Source organism: Streptomyces melanogenes (assembly GCF_014649795.1).
Taxonomy (GTDB): domain Bacteria; phylum Actinomycetota; class Actinomycetes; order Streptomycetales; family Streptomycetaceae; genus Streptomyces; species Streptomyces noboritoensis.
Window position 1 is genome coordinate 308,315 of record NZ_BMTS01000008.1, and the last position, 26,109, is coordinate 334,423.

A 26,109-nucleotide genomic window follows, 5' to 3' on the forward strand; every position below is an offset into this window, starting at 1 on the left:
GCAAGCGGCATGTGTCCGGCCTGACCCGCGCGGAGGCCCCGTATGCCACAGACAGCCCGCCAGTACTGGTGGAATCTGCAAGGACGCACCAGACTCAACTTCAACTGGGGCATCATCAACCACGACTCCACGGTGATCGTCACCGCGTCCGAGTACAGCGTGGACAACAACGATCCCCGGCACAGCCCCCGGTTCGTCGGCGCCGCCACGATCACGGTGGAGAACATCAGCCCGCACTCGCCGCCCTACGACCCCAACCACGGCGTCACGTTCACGGTCAACGTGGAGTGGGGCGCGCCGCTGCACATCGTCACGGACATCACGGTCCTGGACGGCCCGCCGGTCGCCATCGAGTACCAGAACGGCTGAGGGGGGCCGATGCCGCGTACCGCACGCCAGTACTGGGCCGGCCTCCAGGGCCGTACCGCGCTGAACTTCAACTGGGGCATCATCGACCACGACTCGACGGTCGTGGTCACGGTGTCCGAGTACAGCGTCGACCCCAACGACCTCAAGCACAGCCCCCGGTTCGTGGGCGCGGCGCCGGTGCGGGTCAGCAACATCAGCCCGCACTCCCCGCCGTACGACCCCAACCACGGGGTGACCTTCGTGGTCACCGTCGACTGGGGCGCGCCGCTGCACATCGTCACCGACATCACGGTCCTGGACGACAAGCCGGTCTACCGGCTGTGGGACGGCGGCCGCCTCGCCTTCGCGATGCAGGCGCAGCAGCAGACCAACTGGTGCTGGGCGGCCGTGTCGACCAGCATCGCGCTCTTCTACAACGCGGGCAGCACCTGGACGCAGTGCGCGGTGGCCAACTCGCAGACCGGGCGCACCGACTGCTGCGGCGGCGGGGCGAGCGGGGCGGGCTGCAACTCGCAGCAGCCGCTGGACAATCCGCTGAGGATCGTCGGCCACCTCGACCGGATGGTCGGCAACCGGGTGGACTTCGCGACCGTCGAGTCCGAGATCAAGGCGGGCCGCCCGCTGTGCGTGCGGATCGGCTGGTCGACGGGCGGCGGGCACTTCCTGACCGCGATGGGCGTGGACGCGCCGCTGAGCGGCTCGGACGCGATCGTGGCCGTCGACGACCCGATCTACGGCCGCTCCGACCAGGTCTACAACACGCTCGCGACCAACTACCAGGGCAGTGGAACCTGGACCCACAGCTACTACACCCGGGCATAGGGACGGACCATGGCGCTTCAAGTACCGCAGCCACCCCAGGAGTCGCGCTCGGCCGCCGAGGCCGGGGTCGAGCTCCTCGCGGGCCTCGGCCGGGTCCGCACCGCGACACTGCTGCCCGCCACGGCCGACGAGCTCCGGCTGGCGCATCCGCTCCAGATGTACGTGATCGGGCTCGGCGATCTGCCGGGCGGCCTGGACCGGGCCCGGCCGGTCGCCTGGCGCTATCTCGTCCAGCACGACTCGGGGCCGGTGGCGCTCGCCGAGACGGTACGGGACGAGGCGGGCGGCCATGTCTTCAGCCAGCTCAACTACGGTCCGTTTGTGGCCGGGACGGCGGCAGCGCTGGCGGCCGCCGGGCGTGAGCCGGGCGACGCGGAGGTGCGGCTGCTGCACCTGCCGGCCGTCCATCTGATCGCCGTCTGGCTGCACTCGCCCGGCTCGGACTCCTTGGTCCCGGCGGCCCCGGCCCCGCCGGACGTCGAGGCGAACCGCTCGTACCCGGCGGCCGAACTCTTCGCGCTGCTGGCCCGGAACGCGCCGCAGGACGTGCTGCCGCCGGAGGCGGAGGACGACCGGGGCGGCGGCTGACGCGGGTCGCGCTCGTGAGCCCCCGGCCGCCGGGGGCTCACACCCGCAGCGCGAAGTCCTGTGCCGTCGCCCGGCGCAGCTCCCGGGCCGCACCCCTGGGGGCGCGCGGCGCCGGCACGGTCAGCAGCGGGCACTCCGCGTGCCGCAGCACGTACCGCCGCGCCCGGGTCCGCCAGGCGCCCATGCGGGCGCCCACCACCAGCAGGTCGTCCGGCCTGTGCGCGACCGTGCACAGCGCGGGCCCCGGCCGCCCGCGCACCGCCGCCTTGCGGACCTCGACGCCCGGCGGCAGCCCGCCGAACGCGTCCGCGAAGGCCGCGTCCAGGCGCTGCCTGGCGTCCTGCTCCCAGTGCGCCGCCCACGCCCGGTCGGGGTGGCGCAGATACAGGTACTCGCCCTCGGGCGGCTCCCACGCGATCACCGCGACCAGTCTGCGGCCGCTGCGCCGCGCCTCCTGGGCGGCCGCGCGCAGGGCGGCCAGGCTGCCGAGCGAGCCGCTCACGCCCACGACCACCCGTCCGGGGCCCGGCCTGCCGTGCCGCGCGTTCATCTGCCCCGCCCCTTCCACGGCCGAAGGGCCCACAGCCGACCGAGCGAGAGGGGCCTTTGCCCCTCCTCGTGGCGCCGCTGCATCTCCCGCTCGAACCGGTCCGTCACCGTGCCCGTGACCGTCGCCTCGCCCTGCATGGTTCTCGCCCTTTCCGGCCGTTCCAGACCAATGCGCTGACACCTCCGGATTCTGTAGGGTGATTGGCCTGGACAGCAGGGCCAATCCACGGGAGTTGGTATGGCAGGGATGGGAACGGTCCACTCCTTGGGCGGGGTGGCCGACAGCAGCCGGACCCTGGGCAGCCGCCAGCTGGCCACGCTGGTCGCCGCCACCGCCGGGGAGCGCCCCGGCTATCGCGCGCTCGCCCAGGGCGTCCGAACGCTCCTGTTGGACGGGCGCATTCCGCTGCACACGAGGCTGCCCGCCGAGCGGGAGCTGGCCGGGGCGCTCTCAGTGAGCCGGGCCACCGTGACGGCCGCGTACGACCTGCTGCGCGAGGGCGGGTACGCGGTGAGCCGTCGGGGCGCGGGCACCTGGACCGAGCTGCCGGCCGGCCGGCGCCCGGCCAATGTGGCCAGCTTTCCGGACGGGGCGGACACCATCGACCTGGCGATGGCGGCGCCCGCCGCGCCGGAGGCCGAGTACGCCGAGGCGCTGGCGCTCGCCGGTGCGCGGCTGACCGGCCATCTGCGCACCCCCGGCTACCACCCGCTGGGCCTGCCCGAGCTGCGCGCGGCCGTCGCCGAGCGGTACACGCGGCGGGGGCTGCCGACGCTCCCCGACCAGATCCTCGTCACCACGGGTGCCCAGCAGGCCCTCTCCCTGGTGATGGGGCTCCTCGCCCGCCCCGGCGACCGCGTCCTGGTCGAGAGTCCGTCGTACGCGAACGGTCTGGACGCGATCCGGTACGCCGGGCTGCGCATGACGCCGGTGCCGGTGACGGACGACGGCTGGGACGGCGAGCTGATGGAGTGCGCACTGCGGCAGACCGCGCCCCGGCTCGCGTATCTGATCCCGGACTTCCACAATCCGACCGGCGCGCTGATGGGGCCGGAGCAGCGCGCCCGGCTACTGCGGTCGGCGCGCGCCACCGGCACCTGGCTGCTGGTCGACGAGACGATGGCGGAGATGGCGCTGGACGTCCCGGCGCCCGCCCCGCTCGCCTCGCTGGCGCGCCACGGCGAGGGGGAGCAGGTGGTGACGGTCGGCTCGCTGAGCAAAACGCACTGGGGCGGGCTGCGGATCGGGTGGGTGCGGGCGAGTTCGCGGCTGATCACCGAGCTGGCGGCCACCCGGATCCACCGGGACATGGCGTCCTCGGTGCTGGACCAGCTGGTGGCGATCGAGCTGCTGCCGGGGATGGACGAGGTGCTGGTGACCCGGCTCGCACAGATGCGCGAGCGCCGGGCGGCTCTGGCGGGGGCGCTGTCTCACCACTTCCCCGAGTGGCGCTGGCAGTTGCCGCCCGGCGGTCTGACGCTCTGGGTGGACCTCGGCCGCCCCATCGCGGGGGCGCTGTGCGATGCGGCGCTGGCCCATGGGGTACGGCTCCAGGGCGGGGCCCGTTTCGCGGCGGACCCCGGGACGCACGAGCACCGCCTGCGCCTGCCGTACTGCATGCCACCGGAAGTGACCCGCGAGGCGGTCCGCCGCCTGGCGGCCACTCTGTCGGCGGGCCTGCCGGCGACCCCCAGGGAACTGGACCGCCCGCACTGGGTGGCGTAGCCCTGGCCTGTTCGTCTGCGACCCGGTGATGGGCTGCTCGCGCAGTTCCCCGCGCCCCTGAAGGGGTCCGTCGTTGTCTGCGGATCGTGGTCGGTTGCTCGCGCAGTTCCCCGCGCCCCTAAGGATGCCGCTCCGCGGCAATCCCCGGGGGCGGCCCGAAGAGGCGCATCTCAGGCGCGCGGGGAACTGCGCGCTCAGCCCGCCACCGGTCCGCAGACGAACACCGGGCCTCACAGGGGCAGCGCACCACCGGCCCGCAGACAAAGGCCGGGCACCGCGTCAGCGCGTCGGCTCGCCGAATAAGTCGACCGCCTCCCGGACCCCCTTCACCGCGACGGACAGCGCGCTCACCGAGCCGATCGACCCCGCGATCAGCAGCAGCGAGCGCCGCAGGCGCGGTACCTCCGGCGTCCCGGACACCGCCATCGCGTCCAGCGCCGCGAGCTCGTCCTCCGCGACGGCCCGGTCGGGGAACTCCCCGGGATACCCCGCCAGCTCCCGCCGCAGCCGCGCCACGGCGACCCGCAGCCCCGCCACCCTGGGATCCGCACTGCCGGTCACAGGCGCCTGCTCCACGCGTCGCAACAAAATTCCTTCCCCACGCACATCTTCGTGCCGGTGCTCACAGCCCGTCAGCGAAGGTCAACTGACGGGAGTTGCGGGCCAGTTAACGCCATCGCGCCCGGCGCGCGCCACCGTGTGGACGGAATTCGGCGGGCGCATTCGGTATACGTGGGGCCATGACAGCAACGACGAAGGACGAAGCGCAGGTCGTGGGCCTGCTGCTGGCCGCGGGCGGCGGACGCCGCCTCGGCGGACGGCCCAAGGCCCTGTTGACGCACCGGGGCCGCCCGCTGGTCGAGCACGCGGTGCGGATGCTCCGCGAGGGCGGCTGCACCACCGTGCACGTGGTGCTCGGCGCCGCCGCGGCCGAGGTGCGCGCCCGCGCGCACCTCGACGGCTGCGTGCTGGTCGACAACCCGGAGTGGACCGAGGGCATGGGCTCCTCCCTGCGCGCGGGCCTCGCCTCGCTGGCCGCGACGGGCGCGGGCGCCGCCCTGGTCAGCCTGGTCGACCAGCCCGGCATCGGCGCGGAGGCGATCGGCCGCGTCAGGGCCGCCTACCGCTCACCGGATTCGCTCGCGGCGGCCGCGTACGACGGAAAGCGCGGCCACCCCGTGCTCTTCGGCGCCGACCGCTGGCGGCCGATCGCGGCGAGCGCGCGCGGCGACCGCGGGGCGCGCGCCTATCTCGCCGAGCACGAGCCGGAGATCACGCTCGTCGAGTGCGGGGACGTGGCCGAGCCGTACGACATCGACACGGCGGCCGATCTCGGGCGCCTGGACTGATCCTCCGGTACACCTGGAGTGAACGCGGTGGCACCGAGCGCCACGGTCTGTCGACCCGGAGAATCTCGATATCAACAAACCATTGAACTTCCACTATGAGGAAACTAGTATCCACTGTTCAGAAGCGCCCGATTGATTGAGACGGCGCCCCCAGTCGCATTCCGGGGTCCTGGCACTGAGTGCCTTTTCTGACTTCCGGCGGCCGGTGAGGGCACCGCCCGCGAAGGAGTGACAGCACATGTCCGCACCAGCGCCGTCCCCGCTGGCCATCGTCGACGCCGAGCCCCTGCCCCGGCAGGACGAGGTGCTCACCGACGCGGCCCTCGCCTTCGTGGCCGAGCTGCACCGGCTGTTCACGCCCCGCCGTGACGAGCTCCTGCTCCGCCGCCAGGACCGCCGCGCCGAGATCGCCCGCACCTCCACGCTGGACTTCCGCCCCGAGACCGCCGCCGTGCGCGAGGGCGACTGGAAGGTCGCCCCGGCCCCGGCCGCGCTCAACGACCGCCGGGTCGAGATCACCGGTCCGACCGACCGCAAGATGACCATCAACGCGCTCAACTCGGGCGCCAGGGTCTGGCTCGCCGACTTCGAGGACGCCTCCGCGCCCACCTGGGAGAACGTCGTCACGGGCCAGCTCAACCTGATCGACGCGTACGAGCGCCGGATCGACTTCACCGACCCCAAGTCGGGCAAGTCGTACGCCCTCAAGGACGCGGGCGAGCTCGCCACCGTCGTGATGCGCCCGCGCGGCTGGCACCTGGAGGAGCGCCACCTGCGCTTCGACGGCCGCCCGATGCCCGGCGCCCTGGTCGACTTCGGCCTCTACTTCTTCCACAACGCCAAGCGTCTGATCGAGCTCGGCAAGGGCCCGTACTTCTACCTCCCCAAGACCGAGTCGTACCTGGAGGCCCGCCTGTGGAACGACGTCTTCGTCTTCGCGCAGGACTACGTCGGCATCCCGCAGGGCACGGTCCGCGCGACCGTCCTGATCGAGACGATCACGGCCGCGTACGAGATGGAGGAGATCCTCTACGAGCTGCGCGACCACGCCGCCGGGCTGAACGCGGGCCGCTGGGACTACCTCTTCTCGATCGTCAAGAACTTCCGTGACGGCGGCGCCAAGTTCGTCCTGCCGGACCGCAACGCGGTGACCATGACGGCCCCGTTCATGCGCGCGTACACCGAACTCCTGGTCCGCACCTGCCACAAGCGCGGCGCGCACGCCATCGGCGGCATGGCGGCCTTCATCCCGTCCCGCAAGGACGCCGAGGTCAACAAGGTCGCGTTCGAGAAGGTCAAGGCCGACAAGGACCGCGAGGCGGGCGACGGCTTCGACGGCTCCTGGGTCGCCCACCCCGACCTGGTCCCGATCGCCATGGCCTCCTTCGACGCGGTCCTCGGCGACAAGCCGAACCAGAAGGACCGGCTGCGCGAGGACGTCTCGGTGGCGTCGGGCGATCTGATCGCCATCGACTCGCTCGACGCCAAGCCCACCTACGACGGGCTGCTGGGCGCCGTCCAGGTCGGCATCCGCTACATCGAGGCCTGGCTGCGGGGCCTGGGCGCCGTCGCCATCTTCAACCTGATGGAGGACGCGGCCACCGCCGAGATCTCCCGCTCGCAGATCTGGCAGTGGATCAACGCGGGCGTGGTGTTCGAGAACGGCGAGCTCGCCACCGCCGACCTCGCCCGCAAGGTCGCGGCCGAGGAGCTGGCCGCGATCCGCGCCGAGATCGGCGAGGAGGCCTTCGCGACCGGCCGCTGGCAGCAGGCCCACGACCTGCTCCTGAAGGTCTCGCTCGACGCGGACTACGCGGACTTCCTGACGCTGCCCGCGTACGAGCAGCTGGTCGGCTGACCCGCCGTCACTCCACGCGGGGCCGGGGCGAATCCTTCGCCTCCGGCCCCGCGCCGCATCCGCCCTGTCAGAATGAGCGGATGTTACGTGGAGGCAGGGTCGCCGTAGTCGGCGGCAGTATCGCCGGGTGCGCCGCGGCGCTGGCCGCGCACCGGGGCGGCGCGGCGGAAGTCACCGTCTTCGAACGGGCCTCGGGCCACCTCGCGGACCGGGGCGTCGGGCTCGCCATGCACAACGACCGGTACGCGGAGCTGGAGGCGGCCGGTTACGTCGACGCCACGATGCCGTGGCTCCAGCTGGGCCGCAGGTGCTGGTACGTGAAGGACGGCTCGGCGCCGCTGGGCCGACGGATCGGGGTGCTGCCGTTCCCGTTCCGTACGTACAACTGGGGACCGCTCTGGCACGAACTGCGCGGCCGGGTGCCCGAGTCGGCCGACTTCCGCTCCGGGACGACCGTCGACGCGGTCGAGGTCACCCCGGACGGCGTGGAGCTGGCGACCGGGTCCGCCAGCGAGCGGTTCGACGTGGTGATCGGCGCCGACGGCTACCGCTCGGCGGTCCGCACCGCCGCGTGCCCCGAGGTGCGGCCCCGGTACGCGGGCTATCTGGCCTGGCGGGGCGCCTTCGAGGCCGACCGGCTGATGGCCCCGGAGCTGTGGCCCGACGAGGACTGCGTGTACGCCGTGTTCCCCGGCGGGCACGTCATCATCTACCGCATCCCCGACGGCCGGGGCGGGCTGCGGGTCAACTGGGTCCTCTACACCGCCCCTCCCCCGGACCTCGACCTGCGCTTCGACAACCCGACCAGCCTGCCGCCCGGCACCCTGGCCGCGACCCTGCACATCCGGCTCGCGCACATCGCCGACACGCAACTGGCGCCCTACTGGGGCCAGTTGGTGCGCACGACCACCGCCGACGAGCTCTTCGTCCAGCCGATGTACGACTTCACCGCGCCGCACTACGCCACCGGCCGGCTGGTCCTGGCGGGCGACGCGGCGACGGTGGCCCGCCCGCACACCGGCGGCGGCGCGGTCAAGGCGCTCCAGGACGCCACCGCCCTGGAGACGTGCCTCACCGGCACACCGGACTGGGAGGCGGCGCTGCGCGCCTATGACACGGGCCGGGCCGCGAGCGGCCGGTCCATGGTGGAGCTGGGCCGCCAGCTCGGCATCGGCCTGGTGGAGCGGACGCCGGACTGGAGCGCGATGGACCAGAGCGGCCTGGAGAAGTGGTGGCAGCAGGCCGACGGCTCGGGCGCGTTCGGCGGACGCCGGCTCAACTCGTAGCCGTTCCGCCGCCGATGACAACCGTGCGCTGGGCCGAGAAGTCGCCCCACTTCCCGTCGGGCAGCTGGGCACGCAGCTTGACGCTGTAGCGCGTGCCCGGCTTCTCGGAGGAGACGGTGAGGCTGTACGACGCCCGGCCCGGGGGCGGCGCCGCGCCGAACACGATCGTGGTGGTCAGCCGTCCGTCGAGGAAGAGCTGGTACGAGGTGACCGGGCCGCCGGTGTCCGGCGGGAGCCAGGACAGGTCGACGGTCGGCACGCCCGCCACTTTCCCGTAGCGCGCGGTCAGTTCGGTGGGCGCGGTGCTCGCGGGCGCGCCCGGCTCCGAAGCCGTGGTCAGGTCCACCGCGTCGCTGTCCGGCGAGGAGTTGTCGGCGGCGTCCCGCGCCCGCACGGTGAAGGTGTAGACGGTCCCGGGCCGCAGTCCGGTGACCCGGGCGCCGGTCTCGCGCCCGGAGACGCTGTGGATGCGCACGTCCTCCTGGTAGATGTCGTACGAGGTCACACCCACGTCGTCGGTCGCCCGCCGCCAGCTCAGGGTCGCCGCGCGGCTCCCGTCGGCCCGGCCCCGCAGGGCGCCCGGCGCGGTGGGCGGCCCGTGATCGGCGGGGCTCGGCGCGGGCGTGGTGACGGCCACGGGGGCGCTGGGAGCGGAGAAGTTCCCGGCGGCGTCGCGGGAGCGCACGGTGAAGCTGTAGGCGGTCGCCGGGGCGAGCCCGTCCACGTCGATCATGTGCTTCTCGCCCGGCACCGCCTTGACGCGGGTGCCCCGCTGGAGGATCTCGTACCCGGTGACTCCTTTGTCGTCGGCCGACGCCTCCCACATGACGTGCACGGAGGTGGCGCTGCTCGCCTGCGCGGTCACTCCGCCCGGCACGGTCGGCGCCCGCCGGTCGCGCTCGTCGGCGGTGGCCGAGCAGGCGGCGAGGACGAGGGCGGCACAGGCCAACAGGGCGTATCCGGTGGGGCGTTGCACGGCCGGGCCTCCCTCCGTACGAGATGGTCCAGACCTATATCGCACAGGTGGCCGCGCTCGGCAAGGGGTCGGACGGTTCCGGCGTCCCGCGAACAAGTTCGGCCGGACGCGATGAGTTCCCGCCGCCGGGCCGGTCTGCCCTGTCATGGATACGCAGACACAGACCCCCGGGCCCGACCTCGGCCCCGCCGCCCGCGCCGTGGCAGGACTGCTCGCCGGAGTACGGGACGAGCAGCTCGGGGCGCCGACGCCCTGTCCGAAGTACTCCGTACGCGAGCTGCTCGGGCACCTCGCCGGGCTCACCGCCGCCTTCACCTCGGCCGCCGCCAAGAAGTCGGGACCCGAGACCGCCACCGACCCCGGGTCCGTCACGCCCGTACTGCCCGAGGACTGGCGCACCGGGCTCCCGGGGCGGCTCGACGCGCTGGCCGAGGCTTGGCGCGCGCCGGAGGCCTGGGCCGGGGACACCCAGGCGGGCGGCATCACCTTCCCCGCCGCGATCGCGGGTGTCGTCGCGCTCGACGAACTGGTCGTCCACGGCTGGGACCTGGCCCGGGCCACCAAGCAGCCGTACGACCCGGGCGCGGCGAGCCTGGAGGTGGTGCACGGCTTCCTCGACGCGAGCCGGGACGACGCGCTGCGCGCGCCCGCGTTCGGGCCGGTCGTCGAGGTGCCGCAGGACGCCCCGCTGCTCGACCGGGTGGTCGGGCTCAGCGGGCGGGATCCGCGCTGGGCCGCCTGAGCCCGGCGGCCACGGCCACCGCCGTCGCGAGGAGCAGCGCCCCGGCGGCCCAGAAGGCCCGTTGGGCGCCGTCGGCCGGGTCCGCCGCCCCCAGGAAGACACCGCCGAGCAGGGCCGTGCCCAGGGTGCCGCCGAGTTGCTGCACCGCGTTGAGCAGCCCGGCGGCCGAGCCGGTCTCGGCGGGGCCGACGCGGTGCAGGGCGGCCGTGAAGAACGGGACGGTGAACAGCCCGACCCCCGCGCCGCACACCGCGAGCGCGGCGGGCAGCGGCCACGGGTAGGCGGCGGGGTCGCTCGCCGCATACACCGCCGTCGCGGCCAGGACGCCCGCGAGAAGGGTGGCGAGCCCCGCGTACATCAGGCGCGGCCCGTACCGGGGCACGAGCCGGGCGCCCGCGACCCAGGACGCGACGGCCATGCCGAACGACCAGGGCAGCAGGGTGAGGCCGGCGGTCAGCACATCGGCGTCCAGGCCGAGTTGGAGGTGCAGGACGACCACCAGCATCAGGCCGTTCATCACCGCGAAGAAGAGCGTGGAGGTCACCAGGGCGGCCGGGAAGCCCCGGTGCCGGAAGAGCCCGGCCTCGACCAGCGGGCTGCGGCCGCGGCGGCTCTTGCGGCGCTGGTCGAGCCCGAAGAGCCCGAGCAGCGCCGTCCCGCCCGCCAGCAGCGCCCAGGTCCAGCCGGGCCACCCGGCGTCGTGGCCCTGGATCAGCGGGTAGACCACCGCGCCCGAGCCGGTCACCACGAGCGCGGTGCCGGAGAGGTCGAGGCGCGGGCGCACGGCCGCCCGGTCCTCGTGCAGCAGCGGGGCCGCGAGCAGCACGGCGGCGCCGAGCGGCAGGTTCACCAGGAACACGGCCCGCCAGGACGAGCCGAACAGGTCGGCATGGGTCAGCAGCCCGCCGAGCGCGGGCCCGCAGACGGCGGCCAGCCCCATCACCGGGCCGATGGTCCCCAGCGCCCGCGCCCGCTCGTCGCCGTCGAACATGGCCCGGATCAGGCCGATGGTCTGCGGGATGACGAGCGCGGCGGCGGCGCCCTGCACGGCCCGCGCGCCGATCAGCACCCCGGCCGAGGGCGCGGCCGCGCACAGCAGCGAAGCCGCGAGGAAGGCGGCCACGCCGACGCGGAACACCCGCCTGCGCCCGAGGATGTCGCCGAGGCGGCCGCCGGTGATGAGGAACATGGCGAAGGGGAGGGTGTAGGCGGCGGCGTACCACTGGATGACGGAGTCCGGGCCGCCCAGGTCGGTGTGGATGACGGGCGCCGCGACCTGCACGATCGTCGCGTCCAGCAGGTTCATCGCCTCGGCGGTGAGCAGCACGGCCAGCGCGGCCCAGCGCCACCGGTACGGGCCGCGGGGCACCCCGGGTGCCACGTCCGCCACCACCGGTCCTTGTCGTACGAGCTTCGGCACAGCCACTCCCTCCGTAGGCCGCCGGGCTTCCCGCGGCTCCCCCGAGCCTGCTGGCGGGTACGCTGGCTGTTCCATCCACAGCGCCAGATTCGTCGATTCGTTCCATCGATACGGCCCAGGTGAAGGAATCTCACGTGCTCGACGAGATCGACCGTGCTCTGGTCCACGCCCTGCACCTCGACGGGCGGGCCCCGTTCGCGCGGATCGCGGCGGTCCTGGACGTGTCGACGCAGACCGTCGCCCGGCGCTACCGGAAGCTGCGGGCCGAGGCGGGGCTGCGGGTGGTGGGGCTTGTCGATCCGGCGACGGCGGGGCTCGCCCAGTGGATGGTGCGGCTGAGCGCCGTGCCGCGCGCCGCGCAGGACCTCGCCCAGGCCCTCGCGCGCCGCGAGGACACCTCCTGGGTCAAGCTCGCCTCGGGCGGCACCGAGATCGTGGCGATCGTGCACGCCCCGCAGACGCTGCTGCTGCGCGAGATCCCCCGTACCGCCGGGGTGACCGCCGTGTCCGCGCACTATGTGCTGCACCTCTACCTCGGCGGGCCCACCGCCTGGCGGGGCCGGGCCCGCACCCTGGACGCAGAGCAGCAGCGGGCCCTCGCCCCAACGGACCTGCCGGACAGGGAAGTCGACGGCTCGCGCGGGCTTCCCTCGCCCGCCGACGAACCGCTCCTCGCCGCGCTGCGGCGGGACGGCCGGGTGCCTCTGGCCGAGCTCGCCGACGCCACCGGCTGGTCGCCCGCGACCGTCGCGCGGCGGCTGGCCGAACTCCGCGCGAGCCGGGCCCTGTTCTTCGACGTGGAGATCGACAACACGCTGTTCGGCGCCGCCACGCAGGCGCTGCTGTGGATGTCGGTGACCCCCGCGCACCTGGACGAGGTGGCGCGCGAGCTCGCCCGCCACGACGAGCTCGCGTTCGTCGCCGCGACCACCGGGCCGAGCAACCTGGTCGCCCAGGCCCTCTGCCCCGACCCGGCGGCGCTGCACCACTACCTCACCCACCGGCTGGGCGCGCTGGAGGCGATCCGCACCCTGGAGACCGCGCCGGTGCTGCGCACGGTGAAGGCCGCGGGCCCGCTCCTGCCCGCGGCCTCCCGTGCCGGGAACCTCAACCGGCCTCCGGCACCTCCCTCGTGGGGATCCTGAGCTGGTTGAAGCCGTAGTACACCGCGAGCACCCCGTGCGCGGCGAGCGTCAGCGGCGCGGAGACGAACGCGAGCAGGACCGTCGCCGGATAGGCGAGCGAGCCGAGCGCGAAGCGGGCGCGGGTGGCCCGGGCGGCCGCGAAGTCGACGCGGTCGTCGAAGAGATGGCCGGTCCGGGTCACATGCCACCACAGCGCCTGGAAGTTGAGGGCCATGACGACCATGAGTCCGCTGTAGACGGCGGCGGCCACGTGTGACGCGTTGTCCTCCCTGAGGTATTCGGCCATCAGCCCCGCCGGCCAGGGGATCGCCGCGACGGTCATGAGCAGCAGCAGATTGAGGAACATCAGCGTGCGGTCGACGCGCACCACATAGCTGAAGAGCGTGTGGTGGTTGACCCACATGATGCCGATGACCAGGAAGCTCACCACATAGGCGGCGTACGAGGGCCACTGGTGGCCCAGATCGCTCCAGAGGTGGTCGCCCGCGTGCGGGGGCACCTTGATTTCCAGGATCAGGAGGGTGATCGCGATGGCGAAAACGCCGTCGCTGAACGCCTCGACCCGGCTCGATTCATTCACCGGGTGAACTGAACCCGACGCGGCCGGATTCTTCAACTTCCTTGTGTCACAAGGCTGTACGTCCTCGCGGCGCTAGTGGTAGGAAAGTTTCCTAACAAAACAGTGAACGACGAACTCCCCCCAGGAGGTCAGGTGCTCACCCCCCACTTCAGCGCCACCGCACGTCGTCTCAGGATCACCGCGTCCGCCGTTCTCGGCGCCGCCGTGATCGCCGTACCCGCGGCCACGGCCACCGCCGCGACCAGCCACAATGCCCCCATGGCAGCAGCGGCGACCGGGCTCGACGACCCGGCCAAGAAGGAAATAGCGATGGAGCTCGTCTCCAGCGCGGAGAACTCCTCACTGAACTGGAAGGCCCAGTACAAGTACATCGAGGACATCGGCGACGGCCGGGGCTACACCGCCGGCATCATCGGGTTCTGCTCCGGCACCGGCGACATGCTCGACCTCGTCGAGCTCTACTCGGCCCGTGAGCCGGGGAACGTGCTCCAGAAGTACCTGCCCGCGCTGCGCACGGTGAACGGGAGCGACTCGCACGCCGGGCTCGACCCCAACTTCACCAAGGACTGGAAGACGGCCGCCTCGGAGACCGCCTTCAAGAACGCCCAGAACGACGAACGGGACCGGGTGTACTTCAACCCGGCCGTCAAGCAGGGCAAGGCCGACGGAGTGGGCACGCTCGGCCAGTTCATCTACTACGACGCCATCGTCATGCACGGCGACGGCGCCGACCCCACCAGCTTCAGCAGCATCCGCAAGAAGGCGCTGGCCAAGGCGAAGCCGCCGGCCCAGGGCGGCGACGAGACGAAGTACCTCAACGCCTTCCTCGACGCCCGCGTCTGGGCGATGAAGCAGGAGGAGGCGCACAGCGACACCAGCCGCGTCGACACCGAGCAGCGGGTATTCCTGAAGAAGGGCAACCTCAACCTCAACACGCCGCTGGACTGGAAGGTCTACGGCGACCCGTACCACATCGGCTGATCCGGCCGACGACAGAGCGGCGCGTACGACACGGGGTAGGTGTCGTACGCGCCGCTCGCGCGCGGGCCCGGCACGCGCGGCTCAGTGCGCGGCCACCACGGGTTCCGCGAGGACGGCGGACTCCTCCGAACTCGCCTTCTTTCCCAGGTGGTTGAAGGTCAGGTTGAGGACGATCGCGACCACGCAGCCGGTGGAGATGCCGGAGTCGAGGACCACCCGGACGTTCTCCGGGAAGGCGTCGTAGAAGGTCGGCGCGGCGATCGGGATCAGCCCGATACCGAGGGCGGCGGCGACGATCAGGGCGTTCTCGCCCTGCTCCAGGGCCGCCGTGGACAGCGTCTGGATGCCGCTGGCCGCGACCGAGCCGAAGAGCACGATGCCCGCGCCGCCGAGCACCGGCAGCGGCACCAGCGCGATCACGGACGCGGCCACCGGGCACAGGCCGAGCAGGATGAGGATGCCGCCGCCGGTGGCGACCACGAAGCGGCTGCGCACCTTGGTCATGGCGACCAGGCCGATGTTCTGCGCGAAGGCGCTGGCCATGAAGCCGTTGAAGAGCGGGCTCACCGCGCTGCCGAGGGTGTCGGCGCGAAGGCCGCCCTCGATGGTCCGCTCGTCGGCAGGCCGCCCGACGATCTTGCCGAGCGCCAGCATGTCGGCGGTCGACTCGGTCATGCAGACCAGCATCACGATGCACATCGAGACGATCGCGGCGGCCTCGAAGTGCGGGGAGCCGAAGTGGAACGGCGTGGGGAAGCCGACCGCGTCGGCACCGCGGATCGCGTCCAGGCTGGTCATGCCGAACGGCACGGCGATCAGGGTGCCGACGACCAGGCCGAGCAGGATCGCGATCTGCTGGAGGAACCCGCGCAGCAGCCTGCGCAGCGCCAGCACGATCACCAGGGTGAGCGCGGCCATGCCGATGTTCTTCGTCGAACCGTAGTCGTGGGCCGCGGCGTTGCCGCCCTGCGCCCAGCGGAAGGCGACCGGCAGCAGCGAGACGCCTATCAGGGTGATCACGGTACCGGTGACGACCGGCGGGAAGAAGCGGAGCAGCCTGCTGAAGTACGGGGCGAGCACGAAGCCGAGCACACTGGCGACGATCACCGCCCCGAAGATGACGGCCATGCCCTCGTGGCCGCGGTCCTTGCCGATGGCGATCATCGGGGTGACCCCGGCGAACGAGACGCCGTTGACGAACGGGAGGCGGGCGCCGACCTTCCAGAACCCTAGGGTCTGGAGCAGGGTGGCGAGCCCGGCGGTGAAGAGGCTCGCGCCGATCAGGAACGCGGTCTCCTTGGGGGTGAGCCCCACGGCGGGCCCGACGACCATGGGCGGGGCCACCACGCCCGCGTACATCGCGGCCACGTGCTGGAGGCCGCTGGTGAACATCTTCAGTGGGGGCAGGGTCTCGTCGACCGGGTGCTTCCCGGTGGCGGGATCGGGAGTGACTGCATCGTTGCGAAACCTGGGCTGCGGGGCCACGGGCGGTTCCTCCGGTCGGTTACGCGTCGGCGGTGACGCGGGTGTCAGGGAGGTGGTGCAGTGTGACGCGTGCGTGCTGCGGCGGTGTTACGTACGGCGTACGGCAGGGTCTCGTAAGCGGTACGGGTGCGGCGGAACGGGCAGTGCTCCGTGCGGGGATGGGCACGGGTCACCGTCCCGGGGAGTGCGCACGTCCATGTGGTGCGCACCCCCCGGGCGCGGCTGCCGCGGACCCCGCTCGGGTCCACGGCGACCGGCCGAGGGCCGTCCCCCTCGGCCGGACTCCTGGGCGGGAATCCCGGACCGGGATCAGCCCTGCGCGGCGATCCGCGCGAGGCGCTGCGCCTCGTCCCGCGTGGCGCGGGCGATGGCGTCCTCGTCGACCGTGAGGAGGCGGTTGTCCTCGACGATCTGCTTGCCGTTGACGAACGACGCCGTCACCGGGGCGGCGGCGCCGAAGACCAGGGCGGTCACCGGGTCGGCGATGGAGGCGTGGGCCAGGGTGTCGAGCTTCCAGAGCACGAAGTCGGCGAGCTTGCCCGCTTCGAGGGAGCCGATCTCGGCCGCGCGGCCGAGCACCTGGGCGCCGCCGTACGTCCCGAGCCGCAGCGCCTGGCGGGCGTTCAGGGCCGCCTCGCGGTGCGCGCCGAGACGGTTGATCAGGAGCGCGTTGCGCAGTTCCGTGTGGAGCTCGCCGGACTCGTTGGAGGCGGTGCCGTCGACACCGAGACCGACCGGGACACCCGCCTTCAGCATGTCGGGGACGCGGGCGATGCCGGCCGCGAGGCGCGCGTTGGAGGACGGGCAGTGCGCCACGCCCGTGCCGGTGCGGGCGAACGCGGCGATGTCCGAGTCGTTCATGTGGACGCAGTGCGCCATCCACACGTCCTGGCCGAGCCAGCCGGTCGACTCGAAGTAGTCGGTGGGGCCCATGCCGAACAGCTCCTTGCAGAACTGCTCCTCCTCCACGGTCTCCGACCCGTGGGTGTGCAGCCGTACGCCCTTGGAGCGGGCCAACTCGGCGCCCTGCTTCATGAGTTCGGTGGACACGGAGAACGGCGAGCAGGGGGCGACGGCGACCTGGGTCATCGAGCCGAAGGAGGCGTCGTGGAAGCGGTCGACGGTCTCGGCGGTCGCCGAGAGCGCTCCGTCCAGGGTCTCCACGGCGAAGTCCGGCGGCAGTCCGCCGTCCTTCTTGCTGCGGTCCATGGAGCCGCGGGCGAGGGTGAACCGTACGCCCATCTCGGAGGCGGCGCCGATGATCGCGCCGGACAGATCACCCGCGTTCCGCGGGTAGACGTAATGGTGGTCCATCGCGGTGGTGACACCGCCGCGGGCCATCATGGCGAGCGAGCCCTGCGCGGCGACGCGGCCCATCTGCTCGTCGATGCGCGCCCAGGTGGGGTAGAGCGCCACCAGCCAGTTGAAGAGGTTGTGGTCGGTGGCCAGGCCGCGCGTGATCCACTGGTAGAAGTGGTGGTGCGTGTTGACCAGACCGGGGGTCACCAGGTGGCCCGTGCCGTCGATGCGGCGGACCACGTTCTCCAGGCCCTCCGGGGCCCTGCCCGCGCCGATCGACTCGATCCTGTTGTCGGCGACGACGAGGTACCCCGAGGCGTACTCGGTGTCGTCGGCGTCCACGGTCGCGATCGCACAGTTCTCGATGACGATGCGCTGGGCTGCTGCCGATGGTGCCATCGTGCTTCCTCTTTTTTCTGCTACTGAAACGAGTGGGCACGGCAGGACCCTAGAGGATTTGAGTGCCGGGGCCGGGTGACCCACGGGTGCCGAGAGAGGGAACGCGCCCCCGGGCGGCGGGGTCCGGGGGCGCTCCGGGATCAGAGGTTGGTCATGTCGACCGGGATCCGCGGCTCGACGCCGTCCCGCAGGATGGTGGCCTCGATCAGACCGTAAGGCCGGTCGGCCGCGAAATAGACCTCGTTGTCGTTCTTGAGCCCGAACGGCTCGAGGTCGACCAGGAAGTGGTGGTTGTTCGGCAGCGAGAAGCGGATCTCGTCGATCTCGCTACGGCTGTTGATCACCCGCGAACCCATCTGGTACAGGGTCTGCTGGAGCGAGAGGGAGTACGTCTCGGCGAAGGCCTGCAGGATGTGCTTCTTCGCCTGCTCGTACGACTTCTCCCAGTTGGGCATCCGCTCTTCGTCGCTGGTCCAGTTGTAACGCCAGGCGGCGGAGACGTCGGTGCACAGGATGCGGTCGTACGCCTCCTTCAGCGTCGTGTACTTGTCCTTGACGTAGCCCCAGAACTCCGAGTTGGTGGAGTTCATGACCGTGAGGTCCTTGAGCCCCGAGATGACCTCCCAGTTCTCACCGTCGAAGGTGATCTGGGTGGTGCGCAGCTCCTGGCCCTTGCGGGCGAAGGAGTGGCGTACCTCGTCCGAGCCGATGAACTTGGAGTTGGCGTCGGAGGTGGCGATCCGCTCCCAGGCGTACTCCTCGATGCGGATGCGCGCCCGGTGGATCGGCTCCTGCGACGTCACGAAGTGACGGGCGAGGTGGATGCCGAACTGCTCGGCGGACTCGATGCCGTGCTCCTTGGCGAACGCGTACACCGTGTTCTTGGTGGTGTCGGTCGGCAGGACGTTCGCGTTCGAGCCGGAGTAGTGGACGTCGTCCATGTCGCCGGAGAGGGCGACCGAGACGTTCAGGTCCTTGATGTGGTGGGTGTCGCCGTCCCGCGTGATCTTGACGACGCGGTTCTCTGCTTTGCCGTACTGGTTCTGGCCGAGAATCGTGGGCATGTCTGCTAGCTCCCTCGGTAAACGGAGTAGCCGAACGGGTTGAGCAGCAGCGGTACGTGGAAGTGCTCGCCCGGCACGACGGCGAACGTGATCGCCACCTCCGGGAAGAACGCACCGCTGTCCCTTACGCGGGGGGCGTCCTGCTGCGCCTCGGCTTGCTTCTTTTCGAAGTACTGCTCGACCTCGAAGTCGAGTCGTACGTGGGTCGTGCCCTCCGGCAGCGCCGGAAGGTCCTTGCAGCGCCCGTCCGCGTCGGTCGCGGAGCCGCCGAGCGCCACCCACCCGGCGTCGCGGCCCGAGCGGGCGGCGAGCGAGATGACGACGCCCTCGGCGGGGCGCCCGATGCTGGTGTCGAGGATGTGCGTCGACACCGACGCGGTCGTGGCCGTACTCATCAGTGGTTGTCCTCTTCTACGAGACGGGTCAGCCGGATTCGGTTGATCTTCCCGAGTTCGGCGCGCACGATCTCGCGCTCCGCCTCGGCGGTGTTGCCGATCCTGGCCTTCATCGCGTCGCGCATCTGCTCACCGGTGGCCCCGGTGGCGCAGATCAGGAAGACGTGGCCGAACCTGTCCTGGTAGGCCAGGTTGAGTTCGAGCATCTCGGCCTTGAGCTCCTCGGTGGCGCCGGCCATCCCCCGCTGCTCGCGGGCGGAGGTCGGGTCGCCGGGCTTCGGCCGCCCGATCGGCGGGTGCCCCGCCATCGCCTCTTCCAGGTCCTTCACGTCCAGCTCGGCCATGACGGCGTCGCTGGCGGCGAAGAGCTCGTCGGCGGTGGCGTACGGGCGCCGGGCGAGCAGCTTGCTCCCCCATACCGAGCTGGCGCACACCTCGTGGAGCGCGGCGAGCGCCGTGCTGTCGTCGGAGGTGTTGAACCGGGCGAGGCCCGGCGTCGAGGTCGAAGTCACGAACGGCCTCCGTGGCCTTGGTGCTGGACGGGCTGCGGATAGCTAACGCCCTCGGAAACATCCCGTCAACACTTTGTTGAAAACTTGGAGCAACAAAAAGCCGCCGCCCGGGATTCCGGACGGCGGCGCGTCGAGCACGGCTCGCGGGCGGGCGATTTCAGTCGCTCTTGGCCGCGTTTTCCCTGTTCAGGTAGTTGTACACGGTGAACCGGCTCACTCCGAGGGCGGACGCGACGGTCTCCACCCCATGGCGTACGGAGAACGCGCCGCGCGCCTCCAGGGTCCGCACGACCGACTGCTTGGCCTTGCGGTCGAGCTCGGCCAGCGGCTTGCCGTGACGGCGCTCCATGGCGGCCAGGATGTGGTCGAGGGAGTCCGACAGCTGCGGCAGCCGCACCGCGATCACGTCCTCGCCCTCCCAGCTGAGCACCACGTCGTCAGGCTGGGCCTGGTCGGCCCCCAGTATCTCCGCGCCCATGGCGTCCACCAGCGGCTTGACCGCCGTGACCAGTGGGTGGTCGGCAGGCTCGGTCACTTCTCGCCCTCCCCGACCACGTTGACCTGGAGCGACACCCGGGTGGCACCGGCCGCCAGGGACTTGCGCAGCAGCGCGTCGACGGCGGTGAGCACCTGGTCGGCGCCGCCCTCGGCGGTGTTGCCGAAGGGGCCCACGTCCACGGCGTCGAGCGCCGCCGTCTGCAGGACCTCGCGGGCGGCCACCGCATGCGGGGGTGCCTCGTCCAGGTCGAAGGGCTCGGTCGTGAACTCCACTCTCAATCGCACGCGCACAACCTACTGCTCGGATTCGCGATTGAGGGAGGCCAATCGGAAGGGCCCCCTTGACAAGCTCGCCGGTCTCCCTGCAACCTTCCATCAAGCAGAAAGTAACTTCCGCAATACGGAAGGAGCGCCGACCCTCATGGGATACTCGGACCAGCGCTTCGATGTGAACCTCTCGATCCTCTTCACGGAACTCCCGCTCCTGGAGCGCCCCGCGGCCGCCGCCGCGGCGGGCTTCACGGCGGTCGAGCTGTGGTGGCCCTGGATCGAAACCCCCACTCCGGCGCAGGCCGAGCTCGACGCCCTGAAGAAGGCGCTCGACGACGCCGGCACCCGGCTGGTGGGGCTGAACTTCTACGCGGGCGCCCTGCCGGGCCCCGACCGCGGAGCCCTCTCCGTACCCGGCGAGGAGTCGGACCGCTTCCGCGCCAACATCGAGGTCGCGGCGGACTTCGCCGCCTCGGTGGGCTGCAAGGCGCTCAACGCGCTCTACGGCAACCGGGTGGAGGGGGCCGACCCGCAGGTGCAGGACGCGCTCGCGCTGGAGAACCTGGTGCTGGCCGCCCGCGCCGCCGACCGCATCGGCGCGATCCTCCTGGTCGAGGCCCTCAACAAGCCGGAGTCGCCGCTCTACCCGCTGGTGAGCGCCCCGTCCGCGATCGAGGTCGTGGACAAGGTGAACGCGGCGACGGGCCTGGGCAACGCCAAGTTCCTCCTCGACATCTACCACCTGTCGATGAACGGCGAGGACGTCTCCCAGGTCATCGAGGCCTACGCGGACAAGACCGGCCACGTGCAGATCGCCGACAACCCGGGCCGCGGCGCGCCGGGCACCGGCTCGCTGCCCCTGGAGGCGCTGCTCGACCAGCTCGCGAAGGCCGGTTACGACGGCTGGGTGGGCCTGGAGTACAAGGCCGCCGACGCGGCCGCGTCCTTCGAGTGGCTCCCGGCCGAGGCCCGCGCGGCTCGCTGAGGCAGTGGGCTTCCCCTGAACTTCTTGACGTACCACGGCAGTTAGAGAGGCACCCCCAATGAGCAACCTTCCCAAGATCGCATGGATCGGCCTCGGCATCATGGGCTCGCCCATGTCCGAGAACCTGATCAAGGCGGGTTACTCCGTCACCGGCTTCACGCTTGAGCAGGACAAGCTGGACCGCCTGGCCGCCGCCGGTGGCACCGCGGCCGCCTCGATCGCCGACGCGGTCAAGGACGCGGACGTGATCATCACGATGGTCCCGGCGTCCCCGCAGGTCGAGGCGATCGCCTACGGTGAGGCCGGCATCCTGGCCAACGCCAGGCAGGGCGCCCTTCTGATCGACATGTCCTCGATCACCCCGCAGACCTCGGTCGACCTGGCCAAGAACGCCAAGGACAAGGGCGTCCGCGTCCTTGACGCCCCGGTCTCCGGCGGCGAGGCCGGCGCCATCGAGGCCGTTCTCTCCATCATGGTCGGCGGCGACAAGGCCGACTTCGACGAGGCCAAGGGCATCTTCGACGCGCTGGGCAAGACCATCGTGCTCTGCGGCCCGCACGGCTCCGGCCAGACGGTGAAGGCCGCCAACCAGCTGATCGTGGCGGTCAACATCCAGGCGTGCGCCGAGGCCGTGGTCTTCCTGGAGAAGTCCGGGGTGGACCTCGCCGCGGCCCTCGACGTCCTCAACGGCGGTCTGGCCGGTTCGACCGTGCTGACCCGCAAGAAGGACAACTTCCTCAACCGGAACTTCGCGCCGGGCTTCCGCATCGACCTGCACCACAAGGACATGGGCATCGTCACCGACGCCGCCCGCAACGTCGGCGCGGCGCTCCCGGTCGGCGCGGTCGTGGCCCAGCTGGTGGCCTCGCTGCGCGCCCAGGGCGACGGCGGCCTGGACCACTCGGCGCTGCTGCGCGCGGTGGAGCGCCTCTCCGGCGCCCAGCTCTGACCCGGGTCCCGCTCTGAGCCTTCCGGCTCCCCCACACTTCCGGGCGGCGGTGGCGCTGACACCTGTCCTGTCGCGCCCAGGCGTCGCCGCCGCCCGGAACACCACACCCCATTTTCAACAAACTGTTGACGTTCGCTTCGGGGCGTACCTACGCTCCTGACACCGCAGACCGTTCAGCAGTGCAGCTCCCGTACGGAAGGTCACGATGTCGAAGCGCGTGCTTACGACCGAGTCCGGCGCCCCCGTCGCCGACAACCAGAACTCCGCCACCGCCGGCGTCGGTGGCCCCATCCTCCTCCAGGACCAGCACCTGCTGGAGAAGCTCGCGCGCTTCAACCGTGAGCGGATCCCGGAGCGCGTGGTCCACGCCCGCGGCTCCGGCGCGTACGGCTACTTCGAGGTGACGGACGACGTCACCGGCTTCACCAAGGCCGACTTCCTCTCGCAGGTCGGCAAGCGCACCGAGACGTTCATCCGCTTCTCCACGGTGGCGGACTCGCTCGGCGGCGCGGACGCGGTCCGCGACCCGCGCGGCTTCGCGCTGAAGTTCTACACCGAAGAGGGCAACTACGACCTCGTCGGCAACAACACCCCGGTGTTCTTCATCAAGGACCCGATCAAGTTCCCCGACTTCATCCACTCCCAGAAGCGCGACCCGTTCACGGGCAAGCAGGAGCCGGACAACGTCTGGGACTTCTGGGCGCACGCCCCCGAGGCGACGCACCAGATCACCTGGCTGATGGGCGACCGCGGCATCCCGGCGTCGTACCGCCACATGAACGGCTACGGCTCGCACACCTACCAGTGGACGAACGCGCAGGGCGAGGCCTTCTTCGTCAAGTACCACTTCAAGACGAACCAGGGCATCCGCAGCCTGTCCTCGGACCAGGCCGCCGAGCTGGTCGGCAAGGACGCGAACAGCCACCAGACCGACCTCCTCCAGGCGATCGAGCGGGGCGTGAACCCGTCCTGGACGCTGTACGTCCAGGTCATGCCGGCCGCCGAGGCCGCGGACTACCGCTTCAACCCCTTCGACCTGACGAAGGTGTGGCCGCACAGCGACTACCCGCTGCAGCGGGTGGGCCGCCTGGTCCTGGACCGCAACCCCGACAACGTCTTCGCCGAGGTCGAGCAGGCGGCGTTCTCCCCGAACAACTTCGTCCCGGGCATCGGCCCCTCGCCCGACAAGATGCTCCAGGGCCGCCTGTTCGCGTACGCGGACGCGCACCGCTACCGCCTGGGCGTCAACCACACCCAGCTCGCGGTGAACGCGCCGAAGGCGACCGAGGCCGACAACTACGGCCGCGACGGCCTGATGGCGACCCGCAACGGCCGCCGCTCGGACAAGAACTACGAGCCCAACTCCTACGCGGGCCCGTCCCAGTCGGACGCGGCGCTCTCCGCCCCGCTCGCGATCGCGGGCTGGACGGGCACCCACGCGGCCCCGTCCCACGTCAAGGACGACGACTTCTTCCAGGCGGGCGAGCTGTACCGCCTGATGTCGGACGACGAGAAGTCCCGCCTGATCGCCAACATCGCCGGCGGCCTCTCGCAGGTCTCCCGCGACGACGTGATCGAGAAGAACCTGGCCCACTTCCACGCGGCGGACGCCGAGTACGGCAAGCGCGTGGAGGAAGCGGTCCGAGCCCTGCGCGAGGACTGATCCTCTTCTCTTCCAGACTGCGCAGGGAATCTGACGGGAGGTCAAATTCCCTGCGCTGTCCGAACCGCCGGCCCGGATGAGGGGTGGCCGGTGGGTTCGGACGACTCGGTGATCGCGGCGGCGCGGACGATGCCAGTGCGGTGGTCAAGGTCTGCCCCGGCCCTTCTTGACCTGAAAGAAGGGCAAACTCCGGGACACACCAATCGCCCCCCGCCGCGATCCCGAACACGGGCCGAGCCCGTACCCCCTCCCCCACTCGACTCCGCCCGGCGGTGCGAACGACCACTTCTCCCGGCCGGCGCTCGCACTGCTCCGCAGGCTTCGCCCGGCCGCGCCGGACTCCGTCCGCCGGCCCCCCTCCCATCAAGCTCCGCCCGGCGGTGCGAACGTCCTGTCGCGCCAGCCTCGTCCCGTCGGGCGGTCACCACTTCGAAGCCCGGGTGCTGGGTTCGGTTTACGGTCCCGAATCGAGCACTCGATGATCAAGGCCCTGCCTGTGCTTTCAGGTGGGGCCTTGATCTGTTTCGGGGGCGTGGGAACACCGTGGGAACCCTTCCAGTCCGCACGCGTCGGCCTCGGTGCGCGGCTGCGCGAGTTGCGCACCGAGGTTGGGCCGACGGCAAGGGCATCGTCGCGGCCTGTCCCGGACAGCCGTCGGAAGCGGCGGTCTACGGTCCGCAGGCGCGCCGCCTCGGCTGCACCCGACTCGCCGACGGCTTCGACTTCACCAGCATCTCCGCCCTGCGCGCGGCCGCGATCGCCTCCATCCCGGCGGCCCTGTCCGTCGTGAAGGGCGCGATCGGTTCCGTGATCGGCGATCCCACGACGGCGGGGTGGCTGCCGAGAGGTAGCCGGTGACGCCGCAGGACCCGGGGGTGTACATCAGCCCCGCGCAGATGTACCAGGAGATGCGCTCACTCCCACGATGCCCTGACCCGGGTCGAAGGCAAGGTGGATTCGCTGGCTGGGCAGAGCACGCAACTGGGTGACCACAAGACGCGGATCCGGGTCCTGGAGCGGGCGCGGTGGCCGCTGCCCACGATCGGTGCGCTGGCCGGGTTGGCCGGTTCCGGGACCAGCCTGGTCGCCTTGTTCCAGCGGTGACGACGCGAGCCCTCTGTCTAGCCCACGGGCCGGACAGAGGGCGCATTCGTCATGCCAGCCTTGGCCAGGTGGCTGCCGGACCGGTTCACTGATGCGACGGTTCGCATAACTCTCAGAAGGGGCGCACGAAGAGACGGAAACGAGCCGCAGCGCATGAATACCGCCAAGCGAATGCCCCGGAGCTCAAGCCATGCTCAGGAATCCCTGATTCCTGTGGTCAGATGATCACGGAACTGAGTTAATGAACAGGTCGTTCATGAGGAACGGTTTTGGGGAGGGTGTCTCATGAGCAGGAAACTCAGGCGTGGGATATTGGTCTGCGCGGCTGCGACCACAGCCGTGCTGGGAGTTGGATTTCCGGCATACGCCGACGGGCCGACCGTATCGGCCCCTTCTGTGGAACAGGTGACGAATCCGGGCACTGAGCCGGGTCCGAACGACCAGCTGCCGATAACAGAGTCGGAGCCGGAGGTAGTCAATACGGTTCCGCCAGCGGAGCCGGAAGAGACCGACCTGGTTGAGAACCCCACGCCAGAGCCACTGCCGGAGACTAATGACGAGTCACCGGCTATGAACGGTGGCGTGTACTGCGGACCTGGAACCACCTCCGTCTACATACCGAAGACGAAGGGTGCGCAGTACCACTACGGCGTAGGACCTACGAACTCCAATTACAACGGCACCTCTCGGACCGCTCGGAGCACCTTCACGTCCGAGGTGACGGGGGAAGTCGGCGTGAGTGTCTCCGCTGGCCTCAAGACAACCGTTGGGTTCCTGGTGGCAAAGACTGAGGTTCAATGGAACCTCAGCCTTTCGACAAAGATCACGGCGAAGCTAGGGAATCAGATCTCCGTCGACACGCCGCCCCACAAGACCACCAACGCGAAGTACGGGGTATACAGGCTGAAGACCACTGGGGTCAGTTACCTGATGTACAGCAACTGCAAGACCAGCGCCCGTACAACGGTCACCAGCTACATCCCACTGCGCCGCGGATGGTACCTGTGGGAAAACTGAACCACCCTCGCGCTCTCAACCTCTGCCGAACCTCCTGGGCACTGACGTCTCTACTGCTCATGATGGGGGCCGTCGGCT

Annotated in this window: 28 protein-coding genes; 16 read left to right on the plus strand and 12 right to left on the minus strand. The window is 71.1% G+C overall.

The genetic code is table 11. The features are described from left to right. Positions 1-42 precede the first annotated feature (42 nt). The 3 genes from IE252_RS19830 to IE252_RS19840 are packed head-to-tail and all read left to right on the plus strand — an operon-like array spanning position 43 to position 1,779. The gene (locus IE252_RS19830; protein ID WP_101390813.1) at positions 43-369 is read left to right on the plus strand and encodes a hypothetical protein; all 327 of its coding nucleotides are present in this window, start codon (positions 43-45) and stop codon (positions 367-369) included. Between the two features lie 9 nt (positions 370-378). Then, entirely contained in the window at positions 379-1,191 is an 813-nt protein-coding gene (locus tag IE252_RS19835) for a C39 family peptidase (protein ID WP_190090774.1), read from the plus strand. A gap of 9 nt (positions 1,192-1,200) precedes the next feature. After that, entirely contained in the window at positions 1,201-1,779 is a 579-nt protein-coding gene (locus IE252_RS19840) for a hypothetical protein (protein ID WP_190090775.1), read from the plus strand. A 37-nt stretch (positions 1,780-1,816) separates the two neighbouring features. On the opposite strand, the gene IE252_RS19845 is transcribed toward IE252_RS19840, so the two are convergent. After that, positions 1,817-2,329, minus strand: a complete 513-nt coding sequence (locus IE252_RS19845) for a universal stress protein (protein WP_190090776.1) — start codon at positions 2,327-2,329, stop codon at positions 1,817-1,819. A gap of 237 nt (positions 2,330-2,566) precedes the next feature. On the opposite strand from IE252_RS19845, the gene yczR reads away from it, so the two are divergent. Beyond that, entirely contained in the window at positions 2,567-4,054 is a 1,488-nt protein-coding gene (gene yczR, locus IE252_RS19850) for a MocR-like transcription factor YczR (protein WP_229848592.1), read from the plus strand. A gap of 279 nt (positions 4,055-4,333) precedes the next feature. On the opposite strand, the gene IE252_RS19855 is transcribed toward yczR, so the two are convergent. Beyond that, the gene (locus IE252_RS19855; protein WP_373298579.1) at positions 4,334-4,642 is read right to left on the minus strand and encodes a DUF5955 family protein; all 309 of its coding nucleotides are present in this window, start codon (positions 4,640-4,642) and stop codon (positions 4,334-4,336) included. Positions 4,643-4,794: 152 nt separating this feature from the next. On the opposite strand from IE252_RS19855, the gene IE252_RS19860 reads away from it, so the two are divergent. The 3 genes from IE252_RS19860 to IE252_RS19870 all read left to right on the plus strand — a co-directional run bounded on the left by IE252_RS19860 (position 4,795) and on the right by IE252_RS19870 (position 8,547). Further along, positions 4,795-5,403 carry a nucleotidyltransferase family protein gene (locus IE252_RS19860; RefSeq protein WP_190090778.1) on the plus strand — a complete coding sequence of 203 codons (609 nt, stop codon included), beginning with the start codon at positions 4,795-4,797 and terminating at the stop codon, positions 5,401-5,403. Between the two features lie 238 nt (positions 5,404-5,641). After that, complete coding sequence (aceB, locus tag IE252_RS19865; RefSeq protein WP_190090779.1) at positions 5,642-7,261, plus strand: malate synthase A; 1,620 nt, start codon at positions 5,642-5,644, stop codon at positions 7,259-7,261. A gap of 80 nt (positions 7,262-7,341) precedes the next feature. Beyond that, a complete protein-coding gene (locus tag IE252_RS19870) occupies positions 7,342-8,547 on the plus strand; it encodes an FAD-dependent monooxygenase (protein ID WP_190090780.1) in 1,206 nt (401 codons plus the stop codon). Here IE252_RS19870 and IE252_RS19875 read toward each other — a convergent pair. Then, positions 8,537-9,523: a fibronectin type III domain-containing protein gene (locus IE252_RS19875; RefSeq protein WP_229848594.1), complete on the minus strand. Its 987-nt coding sequence runs from the start codon at positions 9,521-9,523 to the stop codon at positions 8,537-8,539. The two genes, IE252_RS19870 and IE252_RS19875, sit on opposite strands and share 11 nt — an antisense overlap. A gap of 145 nt (positions 9,524-9,668) precedes the next feature. On the opposite strand from IE252_RS19875, the gene IE252_RS19880 reads away from it, so the two are divergent. Continuing rightward, positions 9,669-10,265, plus strand: coding sequence for a TIGR03086 family metal-binding protein (locus tag IE252_RS19880; protein WP_190090782.1), 597 nt, complete (start codon positions 9,669-9,671; stop codon positions 10,263-10,265). Here IE252_RS19880 and IE252_RS19885 read toward each other — a convergent pair. Then, on the minus strand, positions 10,234-11,685 hold the full coding sequence (locus tag IE252_RS19885) for an MFS transporter (protein WP_229848596.1): 1,452 nt from the start codon (positions 11,683-11,685) through the stop codon (positions 10,234-10,236). The two genes, IE252_RS19880 and IE252_RS19885, sit on opposite strands and share 32 nt — an antisense overlap. A gap of 134 nt (positions 11,686-11,819) precedes the next feature. On the opposite strand from IE252_RS19885, the gene IE252_RS19890 reads away from it, so the two are divergent. Beyond that, positions 11,820-12,830, plus strand: coding sequence for an Lrp/AsnC family transcriptional regulator (locus IE252_RS19890; RefSeq protein WP_190090784.1), 1,011 nt, complete (start codon positions 11,820-11,822; stop codon positions 12,828-12,830). Here the strand turns inward: IE252_RS19890 and IE252_RS19895 are convergent. Further along, entirely contained in the window at positions 12,793-13,410 is a 618-nt protein-coding gene (locus tag IE252_RS19895) for a TMEM175 family protein (RefSeq protein ID WP_190090785.1), read from the minus strand. The genes IE252_RS19890 and IE252_RS19895 overlap by 38 nt on opposite strands. Before the next feature lie 132 nt (positions 13,411-13,542). Here IE252_RS19895 and IE252_RS19900 point away from each other — a divergent pair, with 132 nt between their 5' ends. Then, positions 13,543-14,391: a chitosanase gene (locus tag IE252_RS19900; protein WP_308434548.1), complete on the plus strand. Its 849-nt coding sequence runs from the start codon at positions 13,543-13,545 to the stop codon at positions 14,389-14,391. An 81-nt stretch (positions 14,392-14,472) separates the two neighbouring features. On the opposite strand, the gene IE252_RS19905 is transcribed toward IE252_RS19900, so the two are convergent. The 7 genes from IE252_RS19905 to IE252_RS19935 all read right to left on the minus strand — a co-directional run bounded on the left by IE252_RS19905 (position 14,473) and on the right by IE252_RS19935 (position 20,328). Continuing rightward, positions 14,473-15,876: a nucleobase:cation symporter-2 family protein gene (locus IE252_RS19905; RefSeq protein WP_229848597.1), complete on the minus strand. Its 1,404-nt coding sequence runs from the start codon at positions 15,874-15,876 to the stop codon at positions 14,473-14,475. A gap of 309 nt (positions 15,877-16,185) precedes the next feature. Further along, positions 16,186-17,574 carry an 8-oxoguanine deaminase gene (locus IE252_RS19910; protein ID WP_190090786.1) on the minus strand — a complete coding sequence of 463 codons (1,389 nt, stop codon included), beginning with the start codon at positions 17,572-17,574 and terminating at the stop codon, positions 16,186-16,188. Between the two features lie 140 nt (positions 17,575-17,714). After that, on the minus strand, positions 17,715-18,638 hold the full coding sequence (gene pucL, locus IE252_RS19915) for a factor-independent urate hydroxylase (protein ID WP_190090787.1): 924 nt from the start codon (positions 18,636-18,638) through the stop codon (positions 17,715-17,717). A gap of 5 nt (positions 18,639-18,643) precedes the next feature. Then, positions 18,644-19,033 carry a hydroxyisourate hydrolase gene (gene uraH, locus IE252_RS19920; RefSeq protein WP_190090788.1) on the minus strand — a complete coding sequence of 130 codons (390 nt, stop codon included), beginning with the start codon at positions 19,031-19,033 and terminating at the stop codon, positions 18,644-18,646. Continuing rightward, complete coding sequence (gene uraD / locus IE252_RS19925; protein ID WP_190090789.1) at positions 19,033-19,545, minus strand: 2-oxo-4-hydroxy-4-carboxy-5-ureidoimidazoline decarboxylase; 513 nt, start codon at positions 19,543-19,545, stop codon at positions 19,033-19,035. The genes uraH and uraD overlap by 1 nt, the downstream gene beginning before the upstream one ends. Before the next feature lie 157 nt (positions 19,546-19,702). Beyond that, positions 19,703-20,080, minus strand: a complete 378-nt coding sequence (locus tag IE252_RS19930) for a helix-turn-helix domain-containing protein (RefSeq protein ID WP_190090790.1) — start codon at positions 20,078-20,080, stop codon at positions 19,703-19,705. Continuing rightward, the gene (locus IE252_RS19935; RefSeq protein ID WP_101392679.1) at positions 20,077-20,328 is read right to left on the minus strand and encodes a hypothetical protein; all 252 of its coding nucleotides are present in this window, start codon (positions 20,326-20,328) and stop codon (positions 20,077-20,079) included. Before IE252_RS19935 ends, IE252_RS19930 begins: the two co-directional genes overlap by 4 nt. A 136-nt stretch (positions 20,329-20,464) precedes the next feature. On the opposite strand from IE252_RS19935, the gene IE252_RS19940 reads away from it, so the two are divergent. The 6 genes from IE252_RS19940 to IE252_RS19965 all read left to right on the plus strand — a co-directional run bounded on the left by IE252_RS19940 (position 20,465) and on the right by IE252_RS19965 (position 26,031). Then, positions 20,465-21,298, plus strand: a complete 834-nt coding sequence (locus IE252_RS19940) for a TIM barrel protein (protein ID WP_190090791.1) — start codon at positions 20,465-20,467, stop codon at positions 21,296-21,298. Between the two features lie 58 nt (positions 21,299-21,356). After that, positions 21,357-22,247 carry a 2-hydroxy-3-oxopropionate reductase gene (locus tag IE252_RS19945; protein WP_190090792.1) on the plus strand — a complete coding sequence of 297 codons (891 nt, stop codon included), beginning with the start codon at positions 21,357-21,359 and terminating at the stop codon, positions 22,245-22,247. Positions 22,248-22,452: 205 nt separating this feature from the next. After that, positions 22,453-23,910 carry a catalase gene (locus IE252_RS19950; protein WP_190090793.1) on the plus strand — a complete coding sequence of 486 codons (1,458 nt, stop codon included), beginning with the start codon at positions 22,453-22,455 and terminating at the stop codon, positions 23,908-23,910. 543 nt (positions 23,911-24,453) lie between these two features. Beyond that, positions 24,454-24,768, plus strand: coding sequence for a hypothetical protein (locus IE252_RS19955; RefSeq protein ID WP_190090794.1), 315 nt, complete (start codon positions 24,454-24,456; stop codon positions 24,766-24,768). 93 nt (positions 24,769-24,861) lie between these two features. Beyond that, positions 24,862-25,014, plus strand: a complete 153-nt coding sequence (locus IE252_RS43320; protein ID WP_229848600.1) for a hypothetical protein — start codon at positions 24,862-24,864, stop codon at positions 25,012-25,014. Between the two features lie 285 nt (positions 25,015-25,299). Then, positions 25,300-26,031, plus strand: coding sequence for a hypothetical protein (locus IE252_RS19965; RefSeq protein ID WP_190090795.1), 732 nt, complete (start codon positions 25,300-25,302; stop codon positions 26,029-26,031). Positions 26,032-26,109 lie beyond the last annotated feature (78 nt).